Source organism: Mesorhizobium newzealandense (assembly GCF_042682145.1).
Classification (GTDB): domain Bacteria; phylum Pseudomonadota; class Alphaproteobacteria; order Rhizobiales; family Rhizobiaceae; genus Mesorhizobium; species Mesorhizobium newzealandense.
Genome location: NZ_JBHUGZ010000010.1, coordinates 89,631 through 114,612 on the forward strand (window position 1 = coordinate 89,631; position 24,982 = coordinate 114,612).

Sequence of the window (24,982 nt, forward strand, 5' to 3'; positions counted from 1 at the left end):
TCAGTCAGCGGGCGCGGCGCGAAAAATCGCCACGGCCGCCGCAACGATTGCCGCATTGTCCTGCGCGATCATGCCATCGGCGAGCGTCTTGCCGTCTTCCAGCCCGACCCGCGTCGACCAGCGCTTGCGATGCGCTAGCTCGACGAACGGCCAGACCGTGGCGTCGGCGCCGTGCAGCAGGATCGGCCGCCGCGCCCCGCCGCGCTCGAGCACGGCGGCGATGCCGTGCGCCTCGTCAAGTGCTGCGGCCAGGTCCTGGATGTCGATCTCGATCAGGATGCGCAGCACCTGGCTGTGGCCGGCAAGACCGACGAAGCGCTCGGCATCGGCGACGGTGGCAAGCCCGGCCTCGATGCCGACACCGCGCTGGCGCAGCAGCTCCATCACGGCGGGCGCGTCGGCCTCCGACAGATTGACCGAGGCGTAGTCGGGAAGTTCCCGCCAGCCGGCAATCACCGCGCGGGTCCGCTCGACATCGTTCTCGATCCAGGCACCGGTCGACACACCGATGAGCGTGCCCGGGCAGGCCTGGCGCACCGCCAGCACGGTCGCATCGACCGCCGCCAGGCTTTCGCGCCCATCGTCGCGCGGGTGGATATGCAGTTCGGCCGCACCGGCGGCAACGCAGGCCGCGGCGTCGCTGGCCATCGCCTGTGCATCGAGCGGCAGCCTGGGGTGGAAATCGCGCGGACGCGCGCCGTTGATGCAGGCCTGGACGATCATCGATCTCACCTCGGACAAGGGACGTCGCAGTCTAGCCGTGCAGCAAGAGGCGGCAAAGAGTTGGGCGAAGTCTCTGCTGACAGCGCGGGCAAAATTGGCGGCATTTGAATAAAAGCCGCCTGTGGATATTTACCCCGCGTTCCGCCAGGCCCGGCAAGATACATTAGGGCGGGATCATGGAGACACGATTGACCAGTGATTTTTCAGCCGCCCGCATCCACCTCGAACGCGCCTATCACTATCTGCGTGGCAGTGACGAGACGAGCCGCACGGCATGCGACGCCCTCGATCTGTTGATCGAAACGGTGGCGGAAGCACAGCACAGGCCACCGGAGGCTGGAGTGCTGGAGTTTCCGCAATCGACGGCGCGGCGAACCGCCTAGGATGTGACAAGATTCAGGCCGGCTGGCCCGGCCTGGATCTCAACACCCTGGATCACGATGCCTTGCGGGCCGCCACTCCCTCGGTCGCGCGCATGACGATGTGATCCAGCGGTTCCGGCCGGTGCAGCAAGAACCCCTGGCCGAAGGCGACGCCCATGTCGCTCAGCATCGTCAACGTGTCCTGCCGTTCGATCTTCTCGCCCACAACATCGCAGCCCAGGCTGCGGGCAATGCTGGTGATGGCCAGCACGATCTCGCGGTCGAAGCGGCTTTGCGTGATGTGCTCGATGAAGGAACCGTCGATCTTGATCGTGTCGACGGGGAATCGCCTGAGATATTCGAACGAACTCATGCCGGCGCCGAAGTCGTCGAGGCTGACCCGGCAGTGCCGCTCGCGCGCCTTGCGCACGAATTGTTCGGCGGCGTCGAAATTCGTGACCGCGGCGGTCTCGGTGATCTCGAAGCCGATGCCGGAATGCGGCGCCCCGGTCTGCTCGATGATGCTGTCGACGAACTCCCACAGCTGCGGATCGCTCAGCGTCTGCGCCGACAGGTTGAAGCCGAGCGTCAGCGTGCCCGCGCGCAGGGCCGCGCCGTGCCGCGACAGCGCGGTGCGGATGATCCAGCGGTCGAGCCTGGAAGCGATGCCGAACCGCTCGGCCACCGGAATGAATTCGCCGGGCGGCACCAGGCGGCCATTGCGCGCGGAGAGCCTCGCCAGCACTTCGACATGGCGGCTCTCTTGCCAGGGTCTGCCCAGCCGATGGATTTCCTGGCCGAACAGTTTCAGCCGTCCGTCTTCCATGGCATCGACGGTGTCGGCGGCGATGCGCGCCGCATTCAGCCCGCCCGATCCCGATTCCGCGATCGCGGAGAACACCGCGAAACGGTTGCGTCCGGCAGCCTTGGCTGCGTAGCAGGCGTCGTCGGCGCAGGCCAGCGCGTCGGCCACCGTGGTGTTGGCGTCATCGACGAAGGCGATACCGATCGAGGCCGCCAGCTTGCGCGTCGACGCGGCCAGGCCGAGATCGGCCTCGCGCACCGCGCCAAGCACGGCAGTGGCGATCCGCTCGGCCTGCGCGGCATCGCAATGCGGCACCAGCAGCGCGAATTCGTCGCCGCCCAGCCGCGCCGCATGCGCCGATGGCGGCAGGCAAGCGCGGATGCCGGCGGCAACGCTCTTCAGCGCCATGTCACCGGCGGCGTGGCCGGCGAAATCGTTGAGCGCCTTGAAGTAGTCGAGATCGACATAGAACACCGCCAGCGGCGCACCCGCCGCGATATGGTCGGCGAGCAGCCGGTCGAAGGCGGAGCGGTTCCACAGGCCGGTCAGCGCGTCATGGCGGGCCGCGTAGGCGAGCTCCTGCTGGCGCAGCTTCTCCTCGGTGATATCGCGCACCGTACCCAGGATCTGGCCGGCGGCACCCGCGGCGGCGATGAAGCGGACCAGCGATTCGACATGGCGGAGCTCGCCGTCGCGCTTGATGATGCGGTATTGATTGGCGATGACGCCATCCGTTCCGACTGCCGCCTCGTGGGCACGCTCGGTGGCTTCCTTGTCGTCGGGATGCAGATAGGTGTGCCAAAGGTCGGCCGTCACCTCGTCGGTGTCGGCAACGAGGCCGAATATATCCCTGGTGCGGGTGTCCCAATAGCTTTTGCTGGTGGCGATGTCGTGGTGCCAGATGCCGGTGCCGCTGGCGGCGAGCGCCAGGCGGAAGCGCACATTGACCTGTTCGAGTTCGGCTTCGGTCGCCTTCTGCCTGGTGATGTCGGTCTGCACGCCCATCAGCCGCAGCGGCTTTCCGGAGGCGTCGCGCTCGACGATGCCGCCGCGATCGAGCACCCACACCCAATGGCCCAGCTTGTGCTTCAGCCTGAGTTCGGTCTCGATGGCGTCGGTCTGTCCGGCAATGTGGCGGTCGCCGCTGGCCAGCGCCCGCTCGCGATCGTCGGGATGGGTCAGTTGCAGCCATAGGTCGCTGGCGTTGGCAAGTTCGCTTTCATCATAGCCCAGCATCCGCGCCCAGGTCGCGGAATAGAAGCAGTCGCCGGTCGCAAGATCCCAGTCCCAGACGCCAAGATGGGCGCGTTCCAGCGCCGTGGCCCAGAACGTTCCATTGCGACTTTTCTTGTCCTGACGCGTCATCGTCTGTTTCGCTCGTCCCCGCAGCGGGGACAATCTGCAGCAAAACCAGAGAAGAAACAGTTACCGTTGGAGGGCCGGCCGAGAGCGGTGATCCGGCATTGCCAGATTGTCGGCAGCATCCCAATTCCTGCAACGGCCCCGCGCCTTTCGATTGGCCGGCAAGAAGCGGAGTTTTGCGCTCGCCGGATCGTCCTACTGCTTGCCCCGGGTCATCGGCCAGTGCGGTGATCCCTGGCAAACAACAAAAGGACCTCCCAATGACCAAACAGGAAGACAACAAGGCCGTCGTCGTCAGATGGTTCACCGACTTCTGGGGTGAAACCTGCGATCTGTCTGTGGTCGACGACATCGCCGCGCCGGACATGCTGCTGAAATACTCGCTGCATGAGCCGCGCCGTGGCCGCGGCGACATCAAGGCCTTCATGACCGACTTCCGCGCCGCCTTCCCCGACCTCAACGTCCGGTCCACCGCCGACCTCATCGCCGAGGGCGACTATGTCGTCGGCCAGTGGGAAGGCGGCGGCACCCACACCGGCCAGGCCTTCAGCGATTTCCTCGTCGGTTCGCTGCCCGCCGCCACCGGCCGCACCATGCGCTTCACCGGCACCACCGTGCTGAAGGTGGTCGACGGCAGGATCGTCGAGGAAATCGGCCTCGACGACGGCGTCGCTGCGCTCACCCAGCTCGGCCTGATCAAGGCCGCCTGATTGCAGGGCCATCGCCGCCCAGGCGATGGCCCTCTTTCAATCCCGCCCAAGCCTGAAGACAAGGTAGCCTGCAACAATCGAAAGCCGCGGATGGCGGCGAATGATGCTGGAGCGTCGCCGCGCAACGTCTTCGTCAACGAATCCTTGCCAACAAATCGCGCATTATAACTGTATAATTTTTATGATTTTACTTTGATGAAAGTGTAAACCAGACGGTAATACATTTTCTGCGAAATACTCCATACAGTTTTCTGGGCAGCTGGCGGGATGTCCTTCGATGAATGCGCACACCGGGCAGAGCAGCGGCAATCGCCGCTCAGTTGCCATTTTTGACCTGGACATCGCGGCAACCAGGAGCGGCTGGCTGCTGACTGCCCTGTGTCTGGCCTATGCCGTGACCGCGCTCTACCTGGAGCCGGATCGCTATCTGCATCTGGCGCATTCCTATGCCAAGCCGTTCGTCTTCTTCCTGCCCGCGCTTCTGGCGGCTGGGCTCGGCCTGGTGGCGCTGACATTTGCCAGGCACAACCCGACCAGGTTCATGCTCGACACGCTCAGGCAGCGTTGGCTGGCAGCCGCACCCGTCATCCTCTTGTTCTTTCTCGGCATCACCGCCTTCACGACCTTGAAGGTCGCCATCCCGGACATCGTGCCATTCTACGCCGACCGCGCCCTGGCGGCGCTTGATTTTCGGTTGCACGGCGCCGATCCCTGGACATGGGCGCACAGCGTCGTTCCCGAACCGGCTTCAGCCGTCATTTTCGCCGGCTACGCATATGTCTGGCATGTCCAATGGTTCGGCATTTTGCTGTTCGTCGCCTTCTGGAACGATCCGGTCAGACGCTTGCGCTATCTATGGGCGTTCGCACTGACCACGATCCTGTGCGGCACCGTTCTTGCGACCCTGCTGTCGTCCACCGGCCCGATATTCTACTACCAGTTCTACGGTGGCGACCGGTTTGCCGGACTGCAGATCGCCCTGGCGCGGCACGGCTACGCCACGTCGGTCGATGCCTATGCCAGCTATCTCTTTGCAGCCTACGAAAGTGGTCGCCCGGAACTGGGGACCGGCATCTCCGCCATGCCGAGCGTGCATGTTGCAATCGCCACGCTCAATGCGTTCTTGCTGGCCGGCTTCGGTCGTCGGTGGGCCATCATCGGCTGGTCCTTCGCGGCGCTGATCCTGTTCGGCTCGGTTTACACCGGCTGGCACTATGCCGTGGATGGCTACCTCTCGATCCTTGTGGTGTCCCTGCTCTGGTCCCTGACGGGGCGTTTCGTCCTGCCGCAAGCGAGCCGGAACATCGCCGAGGTGGGATCGGCGATTCCGGATCCGGCGCCACAATGAACGGGCCTACCGCGACCCACAGCTTCGGGTGAGTGGCCAGGCGGCATTGGCGCCGCCTGGTCTTGGCCCACTACTGGCTCGGCGCCATCGCGTGTTCGCATGACACTTTCGGGTTCATGTCGGCGAAGGTGCCGGTCGGGTTGCCCTTCCAGGCCCAGACATGCAGTTCGTAGAACGCGCCCAGGCCGTAGCGGTTGGGCGCGCTGTTGAAGTTGAACAGCTGTCCGTCCAGCGACGCCGGCCCCTTCGAGGTGATGTATTCGACCGCCACCAGCTTCAGCGAGCCGTCGGCCATCGGCTCGTACATCACGGCTTGGGGACGGGCGATGTCGATCTTGTCGTCCTTCAGATACCGGCCGTTGACGTAGTGGATGCCCATGGCGCCGCCGGTGATGCCGCTGGCGCAGGGAATGGGCGCATAGCCCTCGGCCATAGCTGCCTTGATGTCGACAAACCGGCTGTTGGCAGCTCGTACCTTGTCGGCCAGCGGATTGGGCCCGGACGCAGCCGCTTCCTGATGGGCCTGCGCGAACGCGGTGCAGACAGCCAGCATGGCCCCCGCAATGAGAAGCCTGTTGCAGAATTTGTGTGTCATCTTCATTCCATTCTTCTTGAAAAAGCACAGCTGGCCGGCCGCCGAAAATACGGAGGCCCGGCACGCAAGGACTGTGACTGTTGTTGCTTGGAGGTCCCGATGCGACGAATGCCGGGAAGGATCATCCCTTCGGCAGATACGGGATCGTTCCGGCCAGATCGGTGTTGTCGATCATCTGGAAACGGCTGTCGCTGCCATCCTGACGGGCCGAGACGAAGGGCGCATAGGCCGGATCGCTGGTGAAGGCGCGCGCCGCCGCTTCCGACGGGAACGCCATCAGGGCGATCAGTGTGGTGTCGAGCGGCTTGCCTTCAAGCGTCTTCACATTGCCGCTGCGCGACAGATATCTGCCGCCATGCTTGTGGACGAGATCGTGCACCGATGCGGCGTAGGCCGGCATCCACTGCGGGTTCGTCACCTTGATGTCTGCGATAATGTAAGCGGTCATGGGTCGTCTCCTGTTTGCGGTGCAAGGGGTATCCCCTGCAACCGGCCAAAGGGCTCGCATGTCAGGGCACTCGCCAGCCAGTCCGCGATCTGTACCGGGGCAGTACAGTTTCCGTACTGGCCGCTTCAATCATGAAGGCCTAATATTCAGCCCAGGTTCGAGGGAGAGGCCGCAATCATGACCCAGCACGGATACAAGCAGTTCTGCCCGCTATCGATGGCCGCCGAGGTGCTCTGCACCCGCTGGACCATGGTGCTGCTGCGCGAACTGGTGGCAGGCTCGACCCGCTTCAACGACCTGCGCCGCGGCGTGCCGAAAATGTCGCCGACCCTTCTGTCGCAACGGCTGAAGGAGCTCGAACTGGCGTCGATCATCGAGCGCAAGGAAGTGCCGGGCGAGAAAGGCATCTTCGAATATCGGCTGACGGAGGCTGGCCGGGATCTGCGCCCGGTCGTCGAGGCGATGGGCTTCTGGGGACAGAAATGGGTCGAGTCCCGCCTGTCGTTGAAAAACCTCGATCCGTCGCTGCTGATGTGGGACATGCGGCGCAATCTGAACCCCTCGCCGCTGCCCGAGGGGCGCACGGTGATACAATTTCTGTATCAGGAGCTACCGGCGTCCAAACGGTCGTGGTGGCTGATCGTCGAAAAGCACGGCGAGGTCGATCTGTGCTGGTACGATCCGGGCTTTGACGTCGATCTCTACGTCTCGACCGACCTGCACACGATGACGGCGATCTGGATGGGGTTGATCACGGTTGAGAAGGCCGGGGCAAAGGTCGCCTTGACTGGCGATCAGGACATCGCGCGGAAGATGCAGACATGGCTCGGGCTCAGCCCGTTCGCGATCGAACCCAAGCGGGCGGCGTAGTAACGAGGGCTCGGGGGACGACGAGCGGCGGCGCTTGGCAGGAAACGGGTGGCGGGGCCGGTTTTTGGCGGCTTCAATGCGGCCATGTTCATCACGCTGGCCAAAAACCTGAAATCCACGCCGCTGCCGGTTGCCGACGATCCGCGCTGGGCGCGCATCGTCGCGCGCGACAAGTCGGCCGACGGAGAATTCTGGTATTCGGTGGCGACGACCGGCGTCTATTGCCGGCCTTCCTGCCCGTCGCGGCGCGCCAACCCGAAGAACGTGCAGTTGCACGGCACGCTCGATCAGGCCAGGGCAACCGGCTTTCGCCCGTGCCGGCGCTGCAATCCGGATGGCCCGTCGCTAGAGGCCGGCAACGCGGCGATGGTCGCCGATGCCTGCCGCAGGGTCGAGCAGAGCGAGGAAGAGCCGTCGCTCGGTGAACTGGCGGCCGCCGCCGGCCGCAGTGCCGCCTATTTCCACCGCGTCTTCAAGGCGGTCACCGGGCTGACGCCGAAGGACTATGCCGCCGCCCACCGCGCCGAAAGGGTCCGTCAAGGCCTCGAGGCCGGCGCCAGTGTCACGGTGGCGATCTACGATGCCGGCTTCAATTCGAGCGGGCGTTTCTATGAAAAATCCACCGGCATGCTCGGCATGACGCCGACGCGCTATCGCAACGGCGGCGCTCATGAAGAGATCCGCTTTGCCGTCGGCGAATCCTCGCTCGGCACCGCCTCGAGCCAAAAAGGTGTCGCCTCGATCCTGCTTGGCGACGATCCCGACACGCTGGTGCGCGACCTGCAGGACCGTTTCCCCAGGGCATGGCTGATCGGCGGCGACCGCGACTATGAGGCGCTGGTCGCCCGTGTCGTCGGTTTTGTCGAAGCGCCGGCGCTCGGCCTCGACCTGCCGCTCGACGTGCGCGGCACGGCCTTCCAGCAGCGTGTCTGGCAGGCCCTTCAGGACATCCCGGTCGGCAGCACTGTCTCTTACGCTGAAATCGCACAGCAGATCGGAGCGCCAAAAGCGACCCGCGCCATCGCCGCCGCCTGTGCGGCCAACGCACTTGCCGTCGCCATCCCCTGCCACCGCGTGATCCGCAACGACGGTGCCTTGTCCGGCTACGCCTGGGGCGCGGAGCGCAAGCGCGCGCTGCTCGACCGCGAGGCGGGGTCCGGCAGATCGGCCAAGACATCTGACAACGCATACCGGTCTTCGCGGGCCTGACGGCGGGAGGACCTGGCGGCAATGCGCGCGATGGCAAGGTCTCCCACCACCGATGCGAAGCCTCGCGGCAACGGCGCCGCCGCCAGCCCACGCCCCCAAGACGCGAAATCACTGGTCATGACCGCCATCGGCGAGCTTGTCGATGGCGGCAAGGCCGAGTGGAGCCGCACCGCAACCGGCGAGATCGAGCTTCGCCTGCTGACCGGCGAAGTGTTCCTGCTCGGCGAGCTGTCCGTCACCCGCCTCACGTGACGAAGTGTGAACGGTTCAAAATCAGCCCTCTACGGCACCTACCTTTGCGCCATTCAGGCAGATTTGAATTTGAAAGCAAGCTTCGGAGTGAGCGCGGGAAGCCGTCTCTGTAGGGTTCAGGCACAGACAAAGGAGTGAAGGCAATGAACCTCATGCAAACCCAAATGACCGCACCGACGGCGATAGCCCGCAACGACGCCGCTCTCGACGCCATCGCCTATGCCATCGGCAACCGCTTCCGCGGCAGGATGCTGGTCGAAGATGAGGCCGGATTGCGCGACGATCTCGCGGCCATAGCGCGCTTCGTCGAGACGCCGGCGGCCGGACTCGACCTGCCGCTCGACATGCGCCACGGCACGCCATTCCAGCAGCGTGTGTGGGAGGTGCTGCGCGCCATCCCGTGCGGCGCCACCGTCACCTACACCGCACTGGCCCGCCGCCTTGGCCAGCCGAACGGTGCCCGTGCCGTGGCGACGGCCTGCGCTGCCAACGCCATCGCGCTCGGCATTCCCTGCCACCGTGTTGTCCGCGCCGACGGCACGCTGGCCGGCTACCGCTGGGGCGTCGAGCGCAAGTGCACCCTGCTCGACAAGGAGGCCGCTCAATGAACGCCCACGCCAAGGTTGCCGCATCCGTGGTCGAAGCCGCTGAGACGCGCGTCGCCGCTTACGACTGGCCAGCCCTTGCCGCCGAACTCGACGGCTTCGGCTGCGCGGTGATCGAGAAATTGCTCTCGCCCGAAGAATGCCGGCAGATCGCTGGGCTCTATCCCGAGGAACAGCATTTTCGCAGCCACATCCATATGGCCAGGCACGGCTTCGGCAAGGGCGAGTACCGCTATTTACGCTACCCCTTGCCGGACCTGCTCGGCGGTCTGCGCAGCGCGCTCTATCCCAGGCTGGCCGAGGTCGCCAATCAGTGGAACCAGCACATGGGTCAAGCCATGCGCTACCCCGCGACGCATGCCGAGTTTCTCGAGCAGTGCCACGCCGCCGGCCAGACGCGGCCGACGCCGCTGTTGCTGCAATATGTGCCCGGCGACTTCAACTGCCTGCACCAGGACCTCTATGGCGACCTCGCCTTCCCGCTGCAGGTGGCGATCCTGCTTTCCGAACCGGGCAAGGATTTCACTGGCGGCGAGTTCGCGCTGACCGAGCAGCGGCCGCGCATGCAGAGCCGGGTCGAGGTGGTGCCACTGCGCCAGGGCGACGCGGTTGCCTTCGCCGTCCACAACCGGCCGGTGCAGGGAAGCAAGGGCAATTACCGCGTCAATATGCGCCACGGCGTCAGCCGGCTGCGCTCAGGCATGCGCCACACCGTCGGCATCATTTTTCACGATGCCAAGTGAGGCCGTCTTCCCTTCTTCCCTCGCGGAGAAGGGAAGAAGCACCAGTTCATCCAGCGTCGGCGGATGCCATGTCCAGGATCCACGGGCAGGCACAGTAGTCGGTGATGCGGCTGATCGTGCCGCCATCGGCATGGGATCCGCACCAGATACGCCGGCCGCCAGACATCGCCATGCAGCCTGTCGACGACCAGCACGATTTCCCCCCGATCGCGCCCCGCCGCATGCGCTGTCACCGAGCTTGGAGCAGGACGCTCACAGCGAGGGCTCGCCCTTGCCAATGCCGTCCTTTGGTAGCAATCTCCGCTCGGGATCCGGGCAACGACGGCGCTCGGCGCGGGCTCGGTTGAAAAACACGTCACGCCGTTGAGGGGAATCGATCATGACCCGCGACCAGATGCTCGCCCACCTTCGCGCCGCCGACGCCGTCGCGCGCGAGGCGAGGGCCCATGGGCATCATCCGTTCGGGTGCGTGCTGGTCGGGCCCGACGATCGCGTGCTCATGCGACAGGGCAATCTCGACACCGTGCGCCATGCCGAGACCGAACTCGCCCGCCGCGCTGCGGCTGCTTACGAGCCGGAGTTCCTCTGGCAATGCACGCTGGTCTCGACCTTCGAACCATGCGCGATGTGCGCCGGCACGATGTATTGGGCGAACATCGGGCGGCTGGTCTACGGGGGCGATGAGACCAAGATCCTGGCGCTGACCGGAGATCACCCGGACAACCCGACGATGAGCCTCTCCTCGCGTACCGTGTTCGGCTCCGGCCAGAAAAAGATCGAGGTCTTTGGCCCCTTCCCCGAAATCGAGGACGAGCTGCACGAGCCGCACCGCGATTTCTGGAAGCACTGACGCGGTGGCTAAGGCAACGGGCGCGTCCGCAATGATCCCGGGCACGAGGCGGCAGAATCCATCTGGCCAGTCGATCCGGTCTTAGACCGCCGGCGCGTAGCGGTTGACCACCATGCCGCAGGCATAGGCCTTCGAGCCGACCAGGCGCATGGTCTGGAAACCACCCTGGTCGAAGATGCGGCGCCCAGCGCCCAGCACCGCCGGATTGATGAACCGCTGGAACTCGTCGACCAGCCCGGCCGCGATCAGGGCGGACGCGAAACCGGCGCCGCCGAAGACGGCCATGTCGCCGCCCACGCCGGCCTTCAGCGCGTTGACTTCGCGTGGCAGGCCGCCGCTGGCCACCGTCGTGCGCTCCCATTGCGAGGCCTTGAGCCTGTCGCTCAGCACCACTTTCCGGGCATCGACGATGCGCTGCGCGAAGGCGTAGAACGGATCGCTCGGAAATTTCTTCGCCGCTTTGCCCCAATGGGTGAGATACCCCTCCTCGGCCATCTTGCGGCTGAGCAGGATGGTGTCGATGCCGGCAAAGACGGCGTTGAAATCCTGCTTCAGCGCGTCGTCCCAGGCGCTGTCGTCGCCCCATTCCCAGAGCTGCCAGGAATGGTCTTCGTCGGCGCCGACAAAGCCGTCGACCGACATCTGCATCTGCAGGATCAGCTTTTTCATCGTCATTCTCCTCGGTTTGTCCGGCTCAAGGGTGCGGGCGAAAGCCTGTGCCAGGCGCGCTGTCAGCATGGAATGCTTTACATTTGGAACCATTGACGCAAGATAAAATTGATGTCAATTGTAAAGCGATTTAAAAATGGAACCATAGAAATGTCGGCCAGGGGAAAGTCCGGTTGCCCGATCAACCTGTCGCTCGAACTCATCGGCGACCGCTGGACGCTGCTCATCATCCGCGACCTGATCTTCGCCGGGAAAAAGCATTTTCGGGAGTTCCTGCAGTCCGATGAAGGGATCTCCTCGCGCACGCTGGCCGAGCGGCTGCAGACGCTGCAGGACGAAGGCATCCTCACCCGCAGCGACGACCCGACACATGGGCTGAAGACGGTCTACCGGCTGACCGAGGCCGGCATCGACCTCTTGCCCGTGCTGGCCACCCTCGGCGCCTGGGGCAGCAAGCACCGCAAGGCCGACGACAAGCTCGCCCGGATCGCCGACGATCTGGCGGCCGGCGGAGAGGCGGCGCTGGAACAGATGAAAGCGGCGTTGCGGGCGGAGCATGGTGTCTAGGCGGCTGCGCGCACTTGACAATCGTCCCCTTTTGTTCTCTATTTGTTCCTGTCTATCAGCAACTGCGGATGTGCGGTCGGATGGAAACGACAGCCACCATCCTGCATGCCGATCTCGACGCTTTCTATGCCTCTGTCGAGCAGTTGCTCGACCCGTCGCTGCGCGGCAAGCCGATCGCGGTGGGCGGTGGCGTGGTGCTTGCAGCCTCCTATGAGGCTCGCGCCTTCGGCGTGCGCGGCGGCATGCCGGGACGCAAGGCGCGCGAGCTCTGCCCGCAGCTGATCTTCGTCGGCGGCAATTTCAGCGAATACCAGCGGCTGGGCGACGCGGCGATCAAAGTGCTCGACGATTTCACCCCGCTGGTCGAGCGCATCTCCATCGACGAGGCCTTTGCCGACGTCGCCGGCTGCACGCATCTGTTCGGCTCCCCGCAAGAGATCGCCACGACCATCCGCCGCCGCGTGCGGCAAGAACTCGGCCTGCCGATCTCGATCGGCGTGGCGCGCACCAAGCATCTGGCCAAAATCGCCTCGCAGGTCGCCAAGCCCAACGGGCTGGTGGTCGTCGACCCCGGCACCGAGCTCGCCTTCCTGCACAATCTGCCGGTCGGGCTGATGTGGGGCGTCGGCCCGGCGACCAAAGCGCGGCTGGCCGAAATCGGCGTCGAGACCATCGGCCAGTTGGCCAGGACGCACCGCGGCGCGCTGACGCGGCTGCTCGGTCCCGCCGCCGGCGAAAAACTGTCGGCGCTGTCGTGGAACCGCGACCCGCGCAGGCTGGAGACGAAGCGCCGGGCACGTTCGGCCGGCGCGCAATCGGCGCTTGGGCAGAAACCTGCCGTGGCGCGGGTCATCGTGCCCACGCTGCTGCACCTGGCCGACCGCGTCGCCAGCCGGCTGCGCGCCAAGGCGCGGCCCGGCCGCACGGTGACGGTGCGCGTGCGCTTTGCCGATCTCAGCGCCGTCACACGCTCGATCACGCTCGACCAGCCGATCTCGGCCACCACCATGCTGGCCGAGATCGCCGGCGACCTGGTGCGCGGCGTGCTTGCCGACCACCCGCACGAGAAGACGATCTCGCTGCTGGCGATCTCGGTCTCGCATCTCGAGGAAAGTGCCGAATTGCAGCTCGAACTGCCGCTCGGCCTCGCCGACGAGAAGCATAGGCCCGGCACGCGGAAAGGCCTCGCACGCTTCGGCGCCGACCGCGCCATCGACAAGATCCGCGAGCGCTTCGGCAAACAGGCGGTCGGCTACGGCACGGTGGCGCTGGAGGCGGCGCGCTCGGTACCCGACGAATTCAGGGAGTTGGCGCAGAAGGAACTGTGAGCGGGAAATGGCGACGCATTGCCGTCCCAGACGCGCTCCCGCCAACGCCGCTGAACGCACGGGCCGGTAGCGCAAGCCAGATGATTCAGTTTGGCGACAAAGCGCTCTATCCGGTTGACCCGGATTGGAAAATGATCAGCCCCTGATCGCCTTGCCGGCTTGCTGCAGCAGCTCGAATGCCGCGAAGCGCTTGGCGTGCCAGGCGGCCAGCGAAGTATCGGGATGATAGACTTCGCCAAGTTCCGCCATGCCGGCCATGGCCGTCACCAGATCCTCGTAGGCGCCGGCGGCGACGGCGCCGAGCATCGCCGAGCCGAGCAACACCGGCTCCGGCGAGGTCGAAGCCACCACCACCATGCCGGTCGTGTCGGCCAGCAGCTGGCGCACCAGCGGGCTTTGCCCGGCACCGCCGCTGACGACGATGGTGTCGACGGAGATGCCCTTGTCATGCTCGGCCCGCACGATCTGGCGCGCGCCATAACCCAACCCGCAGACGCCGGCGACATAGAGCCCGACCAGGCTGTCGAGGCTGGCGTCGAGATCGAGCCCGGCAATCAGCGCACGCGCATCCGGATCGGCGAAGGGCGCGCGGTTGCCGAGAAATTCGGGCACGACATGGATATCGCCGACCAGCGCGGGCGTCGCCGCAGCACCCCCACGGCTTTGCGCCTGCAGCGCCAGCCAGGCGCTGAGGCTGAGGCCCTCGGCCAGCGCCTTGGCCGCCGCTTCGCCGGCCGCCGGGTGCATGCGCACCAGATGGTCGATGGCCGCGCCCGCCGCCGATTGGCCGCCCTCGTTCAGCCACAGGCCCGGCACCATGGCCGAGAAATACGGACCCCAGACGCCGTCGACGAAGGCCGGCTCGGCGGTCGACGACATGGTGCAGGCCGAAGTGCCGAAGACATAGGCCATGCGCGACAGGACGCTGCCGAAATCGCCGCGCGCACCGACCGTGCCGACGCCGCCGGCATGCGCGTCGATCAGCCCGGCCGCCACCGCGGTGCCGGGGACAAGGCCAAGATCCGCCGCCGCCTGAGCGGTCAGCCCGCCGCCGAGAGCAGCGCCCGCCGGCACGATCTCGGTGCCGATGCGCGCGAACGCCTCGTCGGCCAGGCCGCCGAGCCCAATGGTGCGGAAATAGGTCTCGTCCCAGCGGCTCTCATGCGCCAGATAGGTCCATTTGCAGGTCACCGTGCAGACCGAGCGGGCAAGGCTGCCGGTCGCCCGCCAGGTCAGGAAATCGGCGAGGTCCATGAACTGCCAGGCGGCGTTGAAGGTGGCGGGCCTGTTTTCGGCCAGCCACAAAAGCTTCGGCGTTTCCATCTCCGGCGAGATGACGCCACCGACATAGTTCAGCACCGCCTCGCCGCTGCGGTTGATGCGGCGCGTCTGCTCGACCGCACGATGATCCATCCAGACGATGATGTTGCGTTCGGGATTGTTGGACGGGCCGACGGCCAGAGGCGTGCCGCCCTCGCCCAGCACCACCAGCGAACATGTGGCGTCGAAGCCGATGCCGGCGATCGCTTCGGGCGCAATGCCGGCTTCAGCCACGGCGGCACGGGTGGCAGTGCACACCGCCCGCCAGATGTCGTTGCTCGACTGCTCGACGATGTCGCCGGGCTCACGCCAGACCTCGATGTCCTGCTTGGCCGAGGCAAGCAGGTTTCCCGTGTGGTCAAACACCCCGGCCCGCGCGCTGCCGGTGCCGACGTCGATGCCGAGATAGTGGGGCATAGTGGAACCTTCGGTTCAGGGGAGTAGGCAGTAGGCAGTAGGCAGTAGGCAGTAGGCAGTAGGCAGTAGGCAGTAGAATATTAGCGAGTCCGGTTAGAAAGCAGGAAGTGCTTTTTCATCGAAGGTCGGACAGTAAAGGTGTCTACATCTTCCCTACTGCCTACTGCCTACTGCCTATTCCCTAACTGCCCTACTCCCCTCACAAATCATTGCTCTGCGGCAGGATCACCAGATCCCGGATCGTGACGTTGCGCGGCCGGGTCAGCATGAACATCACCGCTTCGGCCACCTCGCGCGGCTGCATCAGGCCGCCGGCGGCGAGCTCTTCCTCGAGCTTGGCTTTCGGCCAGTCGCTGACCAGCGCCGTCACCACCGGGCCTGGCGCCACCGCGCCGACGCGCAGCCCATGCTTGGCGACCTGCCGGCGCACCGTGTGGACGAAGGCCTGCACGGCGTGCTTGGAGGCGGTGTAGATCGGCTCCCAGACCACCGGAACCAGCCCGGCGATCGAACTGGTGACGATGATGTCGCCGGTCTTGCGTTCGACCATGTGCGGCAGCACCGCGTGGATCGAGCGGAAGACGGCGTTGATGTTGAGGTTCAGCATGCGGTCCCAGGCGTCGGGATCGCCGGTCAGCACCTCGCCGCCGACATAGGCGCCGGCATTGGCATGGAAGATGTCGAGCTGGCCGGCCTTTTCCAGAATCTGCGGCATCATGGTGGCGACGCTTGACGGCTGCATCAGGTCGATCACCAGCGGGATCGCCTTGGGGCCGAGCTCCGTGCACAGGCTGTTCAGCGTCGCCTCGGCGCGGTCGACCAGCACCACGCTGGCGCCCGCCGCCAGCATGTATCTGGCGCATTCGAGGCCGATGCCCGATGCGGCACCGGTGATGGCCGCAACTTTTCCGCTCAGTTCCTGACTCATTTTTCTCTTCCTGTTGATGGGTTCAGGCCCGGCCATGGGAAACACGCGAGCGGCGGGCCAGCGAGTCGACGATGACTGCAATGGCAAGCACGGCGCCTGTGATCATGTACCGAAGCGACGAGGACAGATCGAGCAGCGTCAAGCCGCTGGCGATCGACTGGATGACGATGATGCCGAGCAGTGCCGAATAGGCGCTGCCGCGGCCGCCGAACAGGCTGGTGCCGCCGATGACGGCCGCCGCGATGGCGTTGAGATTGACGTCGCCGGTGCCGGCCTGCTGGCTGGCCGAGGCCAGCCGCGCCGCCGACAGCACGCCGCCGAAGGCGGCCAGCATCGAGCACAGCACGAAGGCGCTGGAATAGATCAGCCGCACATTGATGCCGGCGCGCCGCGCCGCCTCGCGGTTGCCGCCGACCGCGGACATCGAACGGCCCCATTTCGTCCGCGTCAGCGCGTAATGCATGGCGATGACCAGGCCGACGAACAGGCCGAACATCCACGGAATGCCGCGCGCCTGGTTGAGATAGAAGACGATGAGTTCGATCACGATCGTAATAGCCACCGCCCGCGTCACCAGACCGCCGGTCGAGGGCGCCGACAGATTGGCGGCGCGGCGGCGCGCAACGGTGCGCAGACCGGTGACCAGCATGACGATGCCCGGCACTGCCGCCAGAGCGAACGACACGAATTTCGGCATCACCAGCAGCTGGCCGAAATTCACCAGGTTCGAGCCGTAAGGCAGGTTGATCGAGCCGGTCGATCCGAGGATGTAGAGCTGCAGGCCAAGCACAGCCAGCAGGCCGGCCAGCGTCGAGACGAAGCTCGGCATGCCGAGCCGGTTGAACAGCAGCGCATAGAGCGCGCCGATGAAGCCGCCGACGGCGATCGCGGCGAGGATGGCGAGCGCCACCGGCCAGCCCTGGTTGACCCACAGCGTGCCGACCAGGGCCGAGGCAAAGCCGCTGATCGAGCCGACCGAGAGGTCGATCTCGCCGACCATCAAGACGCAGACGATGCCGAGCGCGATGACGCCGACGGTGGAGGAATCGAACAGCAGGTTGACCAGATTGCTGCTCGACAGGAAGATCGGATTGATGCTGGCGAACACCGTCCAGATGATGACCAGCCCGACGATGACTGGCAGCGAGCCGAGATCGCCCGAGCGCACCCGGTCGAAGAAGGCGCGGATGGCGCCGCTCAAGCCGGCCTCGTGCTTGACGCGCACATCGGCGCGGTCGAGCTGCGGCGGCACCGGGGCCGCCTGTTGCACGTCGCGGCTCATGGGCGTGGCTCCTGGGTTTGATCTTGTCGGGATTGGCGGCGCTCGGCGCGCCGCGACACCGAATTGTTCGACGCGCCGGTGATGGCGCTGACCAGCTCCTGGTTCGAGGCGTCGGGCGTGAAGATGCCGTTGTTGCGGCCAAGCCGCAGCACGACGATGCGGTCGGCCACGGCGCGCACATCCTCCATGTTGTGGCTGATGATGACGACGCCGAGGCCGCGGTCGCGCACGCGCTCGATCAGGTTGAGCACTTCCGCCGTCTGCGCCACGCCAAGCGCCGCCGTCGGCTCGTCGAGCAGGATGAGCTTGGGTTCAAGCAGCAGCGAGCGGGCGATCGCCACCGTCTGGCGCTGGCCGCCCGACAGCGAAGCGACGACCTCGCGCACACTGGGAATGCGCGCCGAAAGCTCGTTGAGCAGCGTCCAGGCGCGCACTTCCATTGCCACCTCGTCCAGCCGCAGCGGGTTGAGCTCGCGGCCGAGGAAGATGTTGGCGACGATGTCGAGGTTCTCGCACAGCGCCAGGTCCTGGAACACCGTGGCGATGCCGAGCGTCAGCGCAGCACTTGGGTCGGCAAGCGTCACCTGCTTGCCGCGATAGCTGATGGTTCCCGAGCTTGGCTGATGCACGCCGGCGAGGATCTTGACCAGCGTCGACTTGCCGGCGCCATTGTCGCCGACCAGCGCCACCACTTCGCCGGCATGGACATCGAGATCGATGTCGGTGAGCGCCGAGACGGCGCCGAAATTCTTCGAGATGCCGTGCAGGCTGAGCACCAGCTCGCCTGTCGGAACCGGTCCGTCCGGGGTATCGATCATGCCTGGAACACCTTTCAAAAAACCGGTTCAAAAGCGGTGAGCGCTGCCTGGCCGCCGCCAGAGCCTGTTCCACCCCGATGCATTCGGGGTGGGGCTCTGACTTATTGTTTGACCATGATCTTATCCGAAAACCGGTTCCCACTTTTCGGGATCATGGTTAGGCAGCCAGGCAGCGGAGCGGGCAAGGGTCGCGGTCAGCCCCCGATGCCCAGCTTCTTGCAGCCTTCCGCGTAACGATCGACGCAGAGTTCGGCCGCGGTGTTGATCTTCTTGTCGATGATCTCGGCCTTCAGGTTTTCCTGCGTCACCACCGCCGGTGTGAACAGCTGCGAGGGCGTGTCGTACAGCGTCATCTCGGCCTTCGGCGTTTCGCCCGAAAGCAGCTTGATGGCGACGTTGGCGGCAGCCGCGGCCACGATCTCGCTCGGCTTGGAGATGGTGTTGTACTGGTCGCCGGCGATGATCAGCTGCAAGGCGGCGATCGTCGCGTCGTTGCCGGTCACCGGCGGCACCGGATCGACGCCGGCCGCCTTGAAGGCGGCGATGGCGCCACCACCGGTGCCGTCATTGGCGGCGACGACGCCGAGGATTTTCGGGCCGAAGCGGGTGATCTGGCCACCGGCCCATTGCTGCGCCTTCGGCGGCGCCCATTCCGGCGTGTCGTATTCGGCCAGGATCTGGTAGCCGCTATTGTCGAGGCCTTCATGGATGCCCTTCTTGATCAGGCCGGCTGCCGCGTCGGTCGGCGAGCCGTTGATCTGCAGCACGCCGCCGGTGCCCGGATCGACCTTCAGCGCCTTCAGATGCTCGACCAGCGAGTCGGCGATCGCCTTGCCGATGCCTTCATTGTTGAACGAGACATAGAAGTCGGCCGGCGCGGTCGGGATCGGCCGGTCATAGGCGATGACCTTGATGCCCTGGCTCTGCGCCAGCTTGACCAGCGAGGCGGCGGCGGTCGAGTCTACGGGATCGAGCACGATCGCCTTGGCGCCCTGCGAGATCACCGAGTTGAACTGCTGCTGCTGGCGCGAGGCGTCGGCATCGGCGTTCTGGTAGAGCACCTTACAGCCCGGGCACAGCTTCTTCATCTCGGCGGCGAAGCCGGGATAGTCGTGCTGTTCGTAGCGGGTCGAGGCCTGGTCAGGCATCAGGAAGGCGACGGTGGCGTCGGTGACTTCGGCGGCCCTGGCGATCGCGGCGGTGCCGGCCAGCAGCGACAGCGCAAGGGCTGCCATACCGGCGGACTTCCCAGCGGACTTCATTGAAAATCTGGTCATTCGGTCTTCTCCGTTTCTGGATATGGTTGTAAGAAGGTCGTTGACTGCTGTTGTGAAGACACGCCTCCGCCCTCGCCCCAACTGCAATTGGGAACCAGGGCCCGGCGCCGGCCTTTCAAGCCGCGCCGACATCCTCCGCTGACGAAGGATTTTCGGGACAAGCGCTCTCCATCGCGGACCGCGTCATGCGGGCCACGTTGTCATGCGAAGAATTGTGTTTCCTCCCTTGGTTCCTCCCTGGCTCCTCCGTTAAGCGGCTTTTCCCGCGTTGATGTTGTCGGCCAGCAGGCGCCTGAAACGCGAGGGCGGCATGCCCTTCTCGGCCAGGAACTGCCGGTTGAAATTGGACAGATTGTTGAAGCCGACCTCGTAGCAGATGTCGGTGATCGAGGCCTGCTCGTCGCTCATCAGGATCTGGCAGGCGAGATTGATGCGCAGCCGCTTGACATACTGCACCAGCGACATGCCGGTGTGGCGGCGAAACGAGCGCGAGAAGGCACCGGTCGACTGGCCGGCGATAGTCGCGAGATCGGCCTCGTCGAACAGCTGCGTCAGGTTCTCCCTGATATAGGCGAGCGCCTTGTTCATGCCGGCGGTCATGTAGCCCGACGGATCGGGCCGATAGCTGGCGCTGGCCAGGAGCTGGAACTCCTGGGCGCGGCTGAGCAGACCGGCAATCATCATGAACAGCTCGATGCGGCGCACGCCTTGCGCCTGCATCATCTCTTCCATCAGCGGCGCCAGCTCCTTGCTGGTGCGGCTGGAAAACAAAACGCCGCGCCGCGACGCCTCGAGCAGCGGCCCGAGCCCCGCCAGTTCCGGCAGCACATGCATGGCGTCGCCGATGAAGCTTTCCGAAAACTGGATGATGCGGCCGCGCAGCGGGATGGAGCTGTCCCTCGGGATATCGCTCACCCAATTGTGCGGCAGGTTGGGCCCGGTCAGCACCAGATTGCCCGGCTCGAACTCGCCGATGAAGTCGCCGACGAAATAGCGCCCGTTGGTGAAGATCACCTGATGCAGTTCATATTCGGGATGGAAATGCCAACGTACCGTGTGGAAGGGGTAGCCATGCGACCACGCCTTGAAGGACTCACCGCGTCGTATCTGGACAACTTCCAGGTCCGGTTCCATGTCCGTTTCCTCCCGGGCCGGCACGGATCGTCGCCGCGTTCGGCCCACATTCCCTAAACCGGCCGAATTGGTTTCGGCTCTGCATTTCGACACCACGGTACCGGCTCATGACAGTAGGCGCCACCACGATTCAGGGCAACGGATGATACTTTTTTAACCGGGAGAGGATGCGGAGAGGCAATATTCGGGCAGGATGGGATCGGCGCTTCGGATTGGGCTGGCTGACGCGGATGCGTGGCGGTGGTGGTCCAGGGGCGGGCATGTTCCGGCGGATCGAGCCCGCCCCGCCCTCGCCCCCGCATTCGAATCCACCGCCGCTGCGGCTTCGCTCCCTGGAGAAGGCGCCCAGGCGAAGCGGCCGGCATTGCGCGTCGGCTGGCCGGCCAGCGACGATTTCGCATACCCCTTTGGGGTTATGGTCGCCGCGCGCCGGCTAAGTCATGTTTCCCTTCATCTTCAAGAAATGCGAACGGCAGCCAGCGCGGAACGGTTCGATCTCATGCCCGCCTCGGTCTCCGGAAAAAGCATCGGACACAACCTTCCCGGAGGCGGAACAATGAAAGACACTGTCAAACTCGACCGCGCGCTCGGACTCTGGTCCGTCGTGCTCTTCGGCCTGGCCTACATGACGCCGATGATCGTCTTCGGCACCTTTGGCGCGCTGGCGGCGACAAGCCAGGGCACCACCGCGACGGCCTATCTCGTCGCGGCAGCGGCCATCCTTCTCACCGCCATCAGCTACGGCGTCATGGCGCGCGTCTATCCCGTCGCCGGTTCGGCCTATACCTACGCCCGCCGCTCGATCAACCCGAGCGTCGGCTTCCTCGTCGGTTGGGCGGTCCTGCTCGACTATTTCTTCCTGCCAATGGTGATCTGGCTGATCGGTGCCGCCTATCTCACCTCGGCCTTTCCCGCGGTTCCGGCCTGGCTGTGGATCGTCGGCTTCATCGCGCTGACCACGCTGGTCAATGTCGTCGGCATCGCCTTCGCCAACCGCGTCAACTTCATCCTGATGGTGGTGCAGCTCGGCGTGCTCGTCGCCTTCCTGGTGCTGGCCGCCCGCTATGTGGTGGCGCTGAACGGCCCTGGCGGCCTGCTCTCGGTCACGCCCTTCTTCAAGACCGGCGTGCCCTTCTCGGCCTCGGTTGCGGGTGCGGCAATAGCCGCTTACTCGTTTCTCGGGTTCGACGCGGTGTCGACGCTGACCGAGGAGACCAGGGACGCGCGCCGCACCATGCCGAAGGCGATCCTGATCATCGCGCTCGCCGGCGGCCTGATCTTCATCGCCTCGGCCTATATCACCCAGCTTGCCCATCCAGGCGCGGACTTCGTCTCGGTCGACGCCGCCGCCACCGAAATCGCCAGGGCGATCGGCGGCGACCTGTTCGTCACCATCTTCCTGGCAACGCTGGTCGTCGCGCAATTCACTTCCGGCCTTGCCGCGCAGGCCACCGTCGGCCGGCTGCTCTACGCCATGGGGCGCGACGCCGTACTGCCGGTCTCGTTCTTCGGCAGCCTGCATCCGAAATGGCACACGCCGATCCTCAACCTGATGCTTGTCGGCGCCGTCGGCCTCGCGGCACTGACCATGGACGTCACCACCTCGACCTCGTTCATCAATTTCGGCGCCTTTCTTGCCTTCACCGCCGTCAACGTCTCGGTGATCGCGCTCTATCTGAAGCGCGACCAGCAGGTCCATCCGCTTGGCGTGCTGATCGGGCTGGTCATCCCGGCGCTGGCGGCGGTCTGCGACCTCTTCCTGCTGTGGAACCTCGACGAGAACGCCAAGGTCCTCGGCCTCGTCTGGCTGGCCGTCGGCGTCGCCTATCTCGCCTACCTGACCAGCTTCTTCCAGGTCGCGCCCCCGGAAATGGACTTCGCCGAGTGAGGCGGACTTAAAGCGCGTCGCGCTTAATCGGATTCATAGCGACGCGATTTAAGCCATTGTTTTCACGCATGTCGCTGTCCCAAACCTGGGCCACTTGTGTGTGCGACATGCTCTAGGCCAGGAAAAGCCGGAACAGCTCAGCCTGGCTGGAAATGGCGAGCTTCGAATAGATCTGCCGGCGATGGACCTTGACCGTGTTGGGCGACGGCGAAAGGACCGCGGCGAGCGAGAGGTTGGAATGTCCCTTGAGAACCAGAGTGACGATTTCAAGCTCGCGACGGGTCAGCAACGGATGCTCGATCCGCGCCGCCGGAGCAGCATTCTTGAGGTCGAGCGAGAGGCCGGCAGCCTGAAACCAGTGTCTCGCCGCGAGCGCGCAGACGACTGGCGCGGCGGATCTGAGCCACGCCAGCTCGTCCCCGGCAAACAGTGGCGCCGCACCGGTTCGCGACAGCGACAGGACACCGGCAAAGCCGCTTTCCAGCTTCAGCACGAAACCGATCTCGTCGACGATCTCGGTCGTGGCGTAGTGCTGCCGATGATATTCGCTCTGCAGGAAATCGTCGGGCGCCAGCTCCCGCATCACGATCATGCGCTCGGTGCCGTCGCCGCGAACCGCATCGTAGAACGGGTCGAGCACAAAGGCACCAGCGAGATAGCGGTCGACGATGATCGAACGTGCGGCCACGATCTTCTCATTGTAGAGGTCGAAGGCGCGACCGCCCGGCGAATAGAGAAAGCCGTTCATCATCTGGAAGGGCGCAAGAAGGCGCAGCGCCGCCGCCAGCGCATCCGGAAATCCGCGCGAGCCGATCGCGTTGGCCGCCGCGCCGAGGCCGGCATTCCAGGCATCGAAGGACGCATGCGGGCCGGGTTGTCTGGCGGCGGACTTCATCGAAACGGTAGACCTCATGCTTGCGGCATTGGCGAGATTGCGCAGGTGCGCCCGCGCCGCACAAGCACATTGCATGTCACAGGTCCATGCCGGAGGCGAAAGCCGCCCGGCATCAAAGCACCTCCGGAGACCCGAGCTATGACCCATCCGCTGGACCTGACCGCCAAGGCGATCGCCGACGGCATCCGCTCGGGTGCCTTCAGTGCCGAGACGGTCGTGGGCGAGTCCATCCGCCGCGCCAAAGTGGTCAGCCAGACGCTCAATCCCTTCGCCGTCATCCGCGAGGAACAGGCGCTGGAAGCCGCGCGCCAGGCGGACCTGACCGTAGCGCGCGGCGAGGCCACCGGGCCGCTGCATGGCGTACCGTTCGCGGCAAAGGACCTGACGCCGACCGCCGGCGACCTGACGACGCTCGGCTCATGGACGCGTGCAAACTGGGTGCCGACAGAGACGGCGCTCTGCATCCGCCGCCTGGAGGCCGCCGGCGCCATACTGATGGGCAAGACAACGACGCCGGAATTCGCCTTTTCCAGCTTCACCAACAGTCCGCGTTGGGGCGTGACCCGCAACCCGTGGAATCCAGAGCGCACCAGCGGCGGCTCTTCCGGGGGAGCGGGCGTCGCCGTGGCAACCGGCGTCGTGCCGTTCGCGGAAGGCACCGACATGGGCGGCTCGGTGCGCATTCCGGCTGCCTTCTGCGGTGTCGTCGGATTGAAGCCCAGTCTCGGCCGCATCCCGATGACCATCCTGCCCAGCGTCTTCGACAACATCTCGCATTTCGGGCCGCTGGCGCGCAGCGTTGCCGACGCCGTCGCCTTCATGGAGACGGCGGCTGGCGGCAGTGACGAGGACATCGCCTCGCTGCCGATCGGATTTGACGGTTCGGCGGCGCAGACGGGCGGGCTCGAAGGCAAGCGCTTCGCGCTGTCGATCGACCTCGGCTATTACGCCATCCAGCCGCAGGTCGAAGCGGTCATCCGCCAGGCGGTCGCCGAGATGCGCAGGGCTGGTGCCATCGTCGACGAAGTGGCGATGGGCTGGACCCGCGCCGTCAACGACGAATGGTTCGATCTCTGGTGCGTCTTCATGTCGGCCTTCTTTGGCGGCGAACTCACTGACCATCGCCACCATATGGACCCGTCGGTCGTATCGATGACCGAACGCGGGCTGGCGATGAATGCGACCGCCTACAAGCGGGTCGAGCTGTTGCGCACCTCGATGTGGCGCGACATGGCGCGGCTCTTCGAACGCTACGATGCCCTGCTGTGCCCGACCTGCGCCATCACCGCACCGCCGGCGACCGAGACCGATGACGACCATGCCGCGACGCTACCCGATGGCCGCTTCAAGGGGCTCGACCTGACCTGCCCCTTCAACATGCTGCCGCAATTGCCGGCGCTGTCGCTGCCGGCCGGATTTGCCGCTGACGGGCTGCCGGTCGGCCTGCAGATCGTCGGGCGGCGCTTCGCCGACGAACAGGTGCTGTCCATGGCGGCGGCCGTGGAAGCACGGTTGACCGCCGCCGGCCTCAATGCGCCGCCGATGGAGGCAGCGGGCCGGTCGCTGGAACGTTGAAG

The 24,982-nt window shown here is 65.4% G+C and carries 25 protein-coding genes; 13 read left to right on the forward strand and 12 right to left on the reverse strand.

Going from position 1 to position 24,982, the window contains the following annotated elements; all coding sequences use genetic code 11:
• Nucleotides 1-723, reverse strand: a complete 723-nt coding sequence (locus ACFSOZ_RS14840) for a 3-keto-5-aminohexanoate cleavage protein (RefSeq protein WP_379099160.1) — start codon at nucleotides 721-723, stop codon at nucleotides 1-3.
• A 188-nt stretch (nucleotides 724-911) separates the two neighbouring features.
• Between ACFSOZ_RS14840 and ACFSOZ_RS14845 the strand changes: the two genes are divergently transcribed.
• Entirely contained in the window at nucleotides 912-1,106 is a 195-nt protein-coding gene (locus tag ACFSOZ_RS14845; RefSeq protein ID WP_379099163.1) for a hypothetical protein, read from the forward strand.
• Nucleotides 1,107-1,158: 52 nt separating this feature from the next.
• On the opposite strand, the gene ACFSOZ_RS14850 is transcribed toward ACFSOZ_RS14845, so the two are convergent.
• A complete protein-coding gene (locus ACFSOZ_RS14850) occupies nucleotides 1,159-3,255 on the reverse strand; it encodes an EAL domain-containing protein (protein WP_379099166.1) in 2,097 nt (698 codons plus the stop codon).
• Nucleotides 3,256-3,512: 257 nt separating this feature from the next.
• Here ACFSOZ_RS14850 and ACFSOZ_RS14855 point away from each other — a divergent pair, with 257 nt between their 5' ends.
• Both ACFSOZ_RS14855 and ACFSOZ_RS14860 read left to right on the forward strand, forming a co-directional pair.
• Nucleotides 3,513-3,962 (forward strand): ester cyclase, encoded by a 450-nt coding sequence (locus ACFSOZ_RS14855; RefSeq protein WP_379099169.1) that lies wholly within the window; start codon nucleotides 3,513-3,515, stop codon nucleotides 3,960-3,962.
• 277 nt (nucleotides 3,963-4,239) lie between these two features.
• Complete coding sequence (locus ACFSOZ_RS14860; protein ID WP_379099172.1) at nucleotides 4,240-5,310, forward strand: phosphatase PAP2 family protein; 1,071 nt, start codon at nucleotides 4,240-4,242, stop codon at nucleotides 5,308-5,310.
• Between the two features lie 70 nt (nucleotides 5,311-5,380).
• Here ACFSOZ_RS14860 and ACFSOZ_RS14865 read toward each other — a convergent pair whose 3' ends face one another.
• Together ACFSOZ_RS14865 and ACFSOZ_RS14870 are read right to left on the reverse strand one after the other, a co-directional pair.
• Nucleotides 5,381-5,911, reverse strand: coding sequence for a hypothetical protein (locus ACFSOZ_RS14865; protein ID WP_379099174.1), 531 nt, complete (start codon nucleotides 5,909-5,911; stop codon nucleotides 5,381-5,383).
• A 115-nt stretch (nucleotides 5,912-6,026) separates the two neighbouring features.
• The gene (locus ACFSOZ_RS14870; RefSeq protein WP_379099177.1) at nucleotides 6,027-6,353 is read right to left on the reverse strand and encodes a DUF1330 domain-containing protein; all 327 of its coding nucleotides are present in this window, start codon (nucleotides 6,351-6,353) and stop codon (nucleotides 6,027-6,029) included.
• Nucleotides 6,354-6,530: 177 nt separating this feature from the next.
• Here ACFSOZ_RS14870 and ACFSOZ_RS14875 point away from each other — a divergent pair, with 177 nt between their 5' ends.
• From ACFSOZ_RS14875 to ACFSOZ_RS14900, 6 genes are all read left to right on the forward strand, one after another.
• Nucleotides 6,531-7,223, forward strand: coding sequence for a winged helix-turn-helix transcriptional regulator (locus ACFSOZ_RS14875; protein ID WP_379099179.1), 693 nt, complete (start codon nucleotides 6,531-6,533; stop codon nucleotides 7,221-7,223).
• A gap of 84 nt (nucleotides 7,224-7,307) precedes the next feature.
• Nucleotides 7,308-8,432, forward strand: a complete 1,125-nt coding sequence (ada, locus tag ACFSOZ_RS14880) for a bifunctional DNA-binding transcriptional regulator/O6-methylguanine-DNA methyltransferase Ada (RefSeq protein WP_379099784.1) — start codon at nucleotides 7,308-7,310, stop codon at nucleotides 8,430-8,432.
• Nucleotides 8,433-8,462: 30 nt separating this feature from the next.
• Nucleotides 8,463-8,684 carry a hypothetical protein gene (locus tag ACFSOZ_RS14885; protein ID WP_379099181.1) on the forward strand — a complete coding sequence of 74 codons (222 nt, stop codon included), beginning with the start codon at nucleotides 8,463-8,465 and terminating at the stop codon, nucleotides 8,682-8,684.
• 143 nt (nucleotides 8,685-8,827) lie between these two features.
• Nucleotides 8,828-9,292: a methylated-DNA--[protein]-cysteine S-methyltransferase gene (locus ACFSOZ_RS14890; protein WP_379099184.1), complete on the forward strand. Its 465-nt coding sequence runs from the start codon at nucleotides 8,828-8,830 to the stop codon at nucleotides 9,290-9,292.
• A complete protein-coding gene (locus ACFSOZ_RS14895) occupies nucleotides 9,289-10,032 on the forward strand; it encodes a 2OG-Fe(II) oxygenase (protein ID WP_379099187.1) in 744 nt (247 codons plus the stop codon). The genes ACFSOZ_RS14890 and ACFSOZ_RS14895 overlap by 4 nt, the downstream gene beginning before the upstream one ends.
• A gap of 379 nt (nucleotides 10,033-10,411) precedes the next feature.
• Nucleotides 10,412-10,882: a nucleoside deaminase gene (locus tag ACFSOZ_RS14900; protein WP_379099190.1), complete on the forward strand. Its 471-nt coding sequence runs from the start codon at nucleotides 10,412-10,414 to the stop codon at nucleotides 10,880-10,882.
• A gap of 81 nt (nucleotides 10,883-10,963) precedes the next feature.
• Here ACFSOZ_RS14900 and ACFSOZ_RS14905 read toward each other — a convergent pair whose 3' ends face one another.
• Nucleotides 10,964-11,551 carry a dihydrofolate reductase family protein gene (locus tag ACFSOZ_RS14905; RefSeq protein ID WP_379099193.1) on the reverse strand — a complete coding sequence of 196 codons (588 nt, stop codon included), beginning with the start codon at nucleotides 11,549-11,551 and terminating at the stop codon, nucleotides 10,964-10,966.
• A 150-nt stretch (nucleotides 11,552-11,701) separates the two neighbouring features.
• On the opposite strand from ACFSOZ_RS14905, the gene ACFSOZ_RS14910 reads away from it, so the two are divergent.
• A complete protein-coding gene (locus tag ACFSOZ_RS14910; RefSeq protein WP_379099196.1) occupies nucleotides 11,702-12,118 on the forward strand; it encodes a winged helix-turn-helix transcriptional regulator in 417 nt (138 codons plus the stop codon).
• Between the two features lie 80 nt (nucleotides 12,119-12,198).
• Nucleotides 12,199-13,446 carry a DNA polymerase IV gene (dinB, locus tag ACFSOZ_RS14915; RefSeq protein ID WP_379099199.1) on the forward strand — a complete coding sequence of 416 codons (1,248 nt, stop codon included), beginning with the start codon at nucleotides 12,199-12,201 and terminating at the stop codon, nucleotides 13,444-13,446.
• 135 nt (nucleotides 13,447-13,581) lie between these two features.
• Here the strand turns inward: dinB and ACFSOZ_RS14920 are convergent, their stop codons facing one another.
• From ACFSOZ_RS14920 to ACFSOZ_RS14945, 6 genes are all read right to left on the reverse strand, one after another.
• A complete protein-coding gene (locus ACFSOZ_RS14920; RefSeq protein ID WP_379099207.1) occupies nucleotides 13,582-15,183 on the reverse strand; it encodes an FGGY-family carbohydrate kinase in 1,602 nt (533 codons plus the stop codon).
• A gap of 199 nt (nucleotides 15,184-15,382) precedes the next feature.
• Nucleotides 15,383-16,111 carry an SDR family oxidoreductase gene (locus ACFSOZ_RS14925; protein WP_379099210.1) on the reverse strand — a complete coding sequence of 243 codons (729 nt, stop codon included), beginning with the start codon at nucleotides 16,109-16,111 and terminating at the stop codon, nucleotides 15,383-15,385.
• Nucleotides 16,112-16,133: 22 nt separating this feature from the next.
• Entirely contained in the window at nucleotides 16,134-17,393 is a 1,260-nt protein-coding gene (locus ACFSOZ_RS14930; RefSeq protein ID WP_379099213.1) for a sugar ABC transporter permease, read from the reverse strand.
• Nucleotides 17,390-18,211: an ATP-binding cassette domain-containing protein gene (locus ACFSOZ_RS14935; protein ID WP_379099216.1), complete on the reverse strand. Its 822-nt coding sequence runs from the start codon at nucleotides 18,209-18,211 to the stop codon at nucleotides 17,390-17,392. The genes ACFSOZ_RS14930 and ACFSOZ_RS14935 overlap by 4 nt, the downstream gene beginning before the upstream one ends.
• Before the next feature lie 194 nt (nucleotides 18,212-18,405).
• A complete protein-coding gene (locus ACFSOZ_RS14940; protein ID WP_379099219.1) occupies nucleotides 18,406-19,488 on the reverse strand; it encodes an ABC transporter substrate-binding protein in 1,083 nt (360 codons plus the stop codon).
• A gap of 249 nt (nucleotides 19,489-19,737) precedes the next feature.
• On the reverse strand, nucleotides 19,738-20,622 hold the full coding sequence (locus ACFSOZ_RS14945) for a helix-turn-helix domain-containing protein (protein ID WP_379099222.1): 885 nt from the start codon (nucleotides 20,620-20,622) through the stop codon (nucleotides 19,738-19,740).
• Between the two features lie 556 nt (nucleotides 20,623-21,178).
• Between ACFSOZ_RS14945 and ACFSOZ_RS14950 the strand changes: the two genes are divergently transcribed.
• Nucleotides 21,179-22,510, forward strand: a complete 1,332-nt coding sequence (locus ACFSOZ_RS14950; protein WP_379099224.1) for an APC family permease — start codon at nucleotides 21,179-21,181, stop codon at nucleotides 22,508-22,510.
• Between the two features lie 112 nt (nucleotides 22,511-22,622).
• On the opposite strand, the gene ACFSOZ_RS14955 is transcribed toward ACFSOZ_RS14950, so the two are convergent.
• Entirely contained in the window at nucleotides 22,623-23,480 is an 858-nt protein-coding gene (locus tag ACFSOZ_RS14955) for a helix-turn-helix transcriptional regulator (protein ID WP_379099227.1), read from the reverse strand.
• A 63-nt stretch (nucleotides 23,481-23,543) separates the two neighbouring features.
• Between ACFSOZ_RS14955 and ACFSOZ_RS14960 the strand changes: the two genes are divergently transcribed.
• Entirely contained in the window at nucleotides 23,544-24,980 is a 1,437-nt protein-coding gene (locus ACFSOZ_RS14960; protein WP_379099230.1) for an amidase, read from the forward strand.
• Nucleotides 24,981-24,982: the final 2 nt, after the last annotated feature.